Source organism: Salinivibrio sp. MA427 (assembly GCF_001996115.1).
Lineage (GTDB): Bacteria > Pseudomonadota > Gammaproteobacteria > Enterobacterales > Vibrionaceae > Salinivibrio > Salinivibrio costicola.
In genome coordinates this window covers 1-4,528 of the sequence record NZ_MUFH01000386.1, presented here as the reverse complement: position 1 = coordinate 4,528, position 4,528 = coordinate 1, and the positions used below count along the sequence as shown (strand labels likewise).

Below are 4,528 nucleotides of genomic sequence, written 5' to 3'. Positions count from 1 at the left end.
TACCCGGTGTACCTTGCAGCAATTCATCAAGCGGTTTAATCACCACTTCCTCTTGCCCAAATAGGGTATCTACAACAAAGGCAATACGTTGGTGAGCAATTTGTACAATCACCACATGCCCTTTGGTTTTATCAATCTCCGTTGCACGTTTACATAGCCAATCTTGCAAGAAGAAAATCGGGATCGCTTTATCTCGAACAATAAGCGTGAGCTGACCATCAACCGTGTTAGTTCGGGACATATCTAAACTGATGATCTCACTCACGTTGGACAGTGGGAAAGCAAACGGGTTGTCTCCCACGCCAACCATAAGGGTTGGAAGAATCGCAAGGGTGAGCGGTACCTTGATTTCCAGCACTGTGCCTCGGCCCAGCTCAGAGTCGATATTGATCGAGCCATTCAGCTTAGTGATGCCCGTTTTAACTACATCCATCCCAACCCCACGGCCGGAAATGTCGGACACTTCTGTTTTGGTCGAAAAGCCTGGGGCAAAAATAAGATTATATGCCTCACTGTTGCTCAAGCGAGCGGCGGCTTCAGCATCCATCACCCCACGGTTAACCGCGATGCTTTTCAGCTTTTCTGCATCCATACCGCCACCATCATCGGCGATGGTCAGCAAGATATGATCCCCTTCCTGGGAGGCTTTTAAGGTAATGGTACCCACACGTGGTTTGCCTGCTTTTTCACGCTCATCAGGCATTTCAATGCCATGGTCAACCGAGTTACGCACCAAGTGGACCATAGGATCCGCCAAGGCTTCGACAAGGTTTTTGTCGAGATCGGTCTCTTCGCCCTGCATTTCCAAGACAATTTCTTTTTTCAAGCTGCGAGAAAGATCGCGGACAACGCGAGGGAAACGACCAAAGACCTTTTTGATCGGTTGCATCCGCGTTTTCATCACCGCGCCTTGCAGATCCGCCGTGACCACATCCAAGTTGGTAACCGCTTTGGCCATGCTCTCATCATTGCTGCTTTGACCTAGGCTGACGAGTCGATTGCGCACTAACACAAGCTCGCCGACCATATTCATAATGCCGTCGAGCGTGGAGGTATTCACCCGAACGGTCTGCTCTTGCTGTGGTGCTGCAGGCGGTTTTTTCTCAGGTGCTTTCTCTACAGCGGCAGGCGCTTTTGCTCCTGCCCCCGCACTTTTAGGTGCTGCTTCTTTGGCGGGTTCTGGCTTGCTCGCTTTTTTAGCCGGCGCAGGATCCGGTTTAGGCTGCGGTTTTGGCTCAGGCTTAGCGTCGACTTTATCTGCATCGGCTTTCGCTTTTTCAGCATCTGCCGCTGGCCCCTTACCTCTACCATGCAAATCATCTAGCAGCTTTTCGAATTCATCATCGTCAATAAAATCATCACCACCCGATGAGGCGGGTTGGCTCGGTGCTGAAGCACTGTTTTTAGCTGCATCATCGCCTGGCTGCGGTGCGGCTGGGCCTTTACCAGAGCCATGCAGATCGTCAAGTAACTTTTCGAATTCATCGTCGGTGATATCACCGCTATCCGCTTCGGTGCTTTCCACCACTTCTGGCTTAGCGGGCGATGATTCATTTGAAGATGTCGGTGCTTTGCCTTCGCCATGAAGCTGATCGAGCAATTTATCGAATTCATCTTCGGTAATTTCATCGACGGAATCACCGCTTATCGCACCTTCGTCTTGTGCCGGTGTCGCATCGTTTTGCGGCTCTGGTTCAGCAGTCGGTGCTGACTCAGGTTCCGGCTCTGGCTCTGGCTCTGCGGGTACTTCCTCGTCTTCGCTTGCCGGTTTGGCATAACGGTGAAGCGCTTCCAACAGTGTGGGATNCATTAACGGTATCCAATGCCTGCAAAATGGTGTCCATCACGTCGGACGTCAACTCACGGCCACGATTACGCAAATTATCAAAAACGTTTTCGGCACCATGGCAAGTGTCAACTAAGGCATTGAGGCCAAGAAAGCCTGCCCCACCTTTTACSGTRTGGAASCCWCGGAARATACTGTTYARTAAGTCTGCRTCATCAGGGGCACGCTCCAAATCGACCARYTGCTCAGACATYTGYTCGAGGATYTCYCCCGCTTCAATCAAAAAGTCCTGAAGGATTTCTTCATCCATCTCAAAGCTCATAGCGCACCTCTAAAAACCCAAACTCGATAATAAGTCGTCAACATCATCTTGGTTGTGAACCACGTCATCACGCTCTTCGGGATGAATCACAGGACCCTCAGGGGCTGATTTACTGGTGGTATCATCTGCTTGTGTTGCCGATGCTGCTTCGATTGCAGCGCTATCCATGCCAAACGCAGTCAGTATTTCAACCAGTTGCTGTTCCACTTCCTGCACTAATTCAATAACACGTCGAATTACCTGCCCCGTTAAGTCCTGAAAATCTTGTGCCATTAATATTTCAGTAAGGTGAGCATGCAGTTCTGTTGCCCCCCCCTCAACCTGAGTCAATAGACCCTCAATGCTGTGACACAATGGCTTAAACTCATCCAAGGCAATGTCGCCCCGCATCCAGCTGTTCCAATTAGNTTCCTGCACTAATTCAATAACACGTCGAATTACCTGCCCCGTTAAGTCCTGAAAATCTTGTGCCATTAATATTTCAGTAAGGTGAGCATGCAGTTCTGTTGCCCCCCCCTCAACCTGAGTCAATAGACCCTCAATGCTGTGACACAATGGCTTAAACTCATCCAAGGCAATGTCGCCCCGCATCAAGCTGTTCCAATTAGGCCGTACCGCTTGCAGATTGTCTTGCAAATCACTGGCAATCGGCATGGTACGCTCGACCGCGTCCATGGTTTTGTTTGCCGCTAATTCGGTTTTCTGCATCACATACGTAAGCCGATCGCGAGCATCAGGTATATCGACATTCGCCAAATCACTCACTCTGGGATCCAAGCGAAAGTCAGTAATAGAATCATGTAATTGGCGGGTCAACTTACCCACTTCATTAAACAGCGGGTCACGTGCTTCTTTCGCTATCTCAGTCAGAAGCGTGTTAGCGTTATCTTGCTCTCCACTCTCAAGATACGCGACCAATTGTTTCGCTTGGTCCAGGTTGATCATGACGGTTCCTTTTAACTGTGCGCGTGACTGATTACATGCGCTCGAAGATCTTATCGAGCTTCTCTTTCAACGTTGCGGCAGTAAAAGGTTTTACAATATAACCGTTCACGCCAGCTTGCGCGGCTTCTACAATCTGCTCGCGTTTCGCTTCGGCGGTGATCATCAATATAGGAAGGTGCTTAAGTTCATCGTCTTTGCGGATCTCTTTAAGCAGGTCAATCCCTTGCATGCCCGGCATATTCCAATCGGTCACGACAAAATCAATACCGCCTTTTTTAAGGATTGGCAGCGCGGTTAAGCCGTCATCTGCTTCAACGGTATTGTTGAAACCCAAGTCACGAAGAAGATTCTTTACGATACGGCGCATTGTTGAAAAATCATCAACAACGAGAATTTTCATGTTTTTATCCAAGGTTGCCTCCGGTGAGGTCTCGTTTTATTGTCGAAACAGTTACTCACTATGCCAAGCGGTTAGCTTGGCTCTCAAACGTTGCGTAGCCTGACTTTGAATCTGACAGACCCGGGATTCGCTGACCCCTATCACAGCGCCTATCTCTTTGAGGTTTAATTCCTCATCATAATAGAGAGATAGAACCAGTGCCTCTCTTTCAGGAAGACTTTTGATCGCGCCCGCTAATGCGGCCTTGAAACTATCTTCCGCAACGCCCTGAAAGGGAGTGTTGTCGTTACGGTGACTCTCCGTTGTGAATGCATCTTCAGAGACACCCAGATCATCCATACCGATTAAACGCCCACAGCTTACGTCGTTAAGCGCCTGATGGTATTGATCCAAACTCATATCGAGCTTTTCTGCCACCTCCACATCAGTTGGGTCTCGCCCTAAGGTTTTCTCTAACGATGCAATGCCATCACTGATCGTTCGACTCGCCTTGTGGACAGACCGTGGAACCCAATCACCGCGGCGCATATCATCCAGCATAGCACCGCGAATACGAATACCAGCATAAGTTTCAAAACTTGCGCCCTTTGACGGGTCATAATTTTGCTGCGCCTCAAGAAGACCCACCATGCCAGCTTGGATTAAATCTTCTACTTGAACGCTCGGTGGTAAGCGCCCCATCAAATGATGCGCGATGCGCTTAACCAAACTCGAATAACGCTCAAGTACCGCTTGGCGATCTACCCCTACGCGGCTATACGTGAGCGCTTTATTCACGAACTAACTCTCCTGCGTCATCATTTTTGATCAGCAATCGCTCAACGAAAAACTCCAGATGGCCTCCCGGATTACGTGGTACCGGCCATGTCAGCGCTTTATTTGCGAGCGCATTCATGGCTAATGATGCGGGGGAGCGAGGAAATGCGTCAATGACAACTTTTTGTTTTCTCACGGCTTGCCTCACCCTTTCGTCCACGGGAATACATGCTACTAATTCTAGATTAGCATTGAGAAAACGTTCAGTGACTCGCGTTAATTTTGTGAACAAGTCTCGCCCTTCACGGTAGCTTCTGAC

At 49.2% G+C, this 4,528-nt stretch carries 3 protein-coding genes and 2 pseudogenes; all 5 read right to left on the bottom strand.

Annotated elements, in window-relative coordinates:
• Positions 1-2,108 (bottom strand): annotated as a pseudogene (locus tag BZG79_RS14810) (chemotaxis protein CheA); the annotation flags it as partial.
• Between the two features lie 9 nt (positions 2,109-2,117).
• Positions 2,118-3,053 carry a protein phosphatase CheZ gene (locus BZG79_RS16810; protein WP_242414213.1) on the bottom strand — a complete coding sequence of 312 codons (936 nt, stop codon included), beginning with the start codon at positions 3,051-3,053 and terminating at the stop codon, positions 2,118-2,120.
• Between the two features lie 31 nt (positions 3,054-3,084).
• Positions 3,085-3,453, bottom strand: coding sequence for a chemotaxis response regulator CheY (gene cheY, locus BZG79_RS14795; protein ID WP_037353866.1), 369 nt, complete (start codon positions 3,451-3,453; stop codon positions 3,085-3,087).
• Between the two features lie 51 nt (positions 3,454-3,504).
• Positions 3,505-4,230 (bottom strand): RNA polymerase sigma factor FliA, encoded by a 726-nt coding sequence (locus BZG79_RS14790; protein ID WP_021023074.1) that lies wholly within the window; start codon positions 4,228-4,230, stop codon positions 3,505-3,507.
• Positions 4,223-4,528, bottom strand: a pseudogene (locus tag BZG79_RS14785) (MinD/ParA family protein); the annotation flags it as partial. The pseudogene BZG79_RS14785 and the gene BZG79_RS14790, both read right to left, overlap by 8 nt.

Bases quoted from the DNA above. Each gene is read 5' to 3' on its own strand.
- cheY (WP_037353866.1), bottom strand. From the start codon at position 3,453: ATGAAAATTCTCGTTGTTGATGATTTTTCAACAATGCGCCGTATCGTA.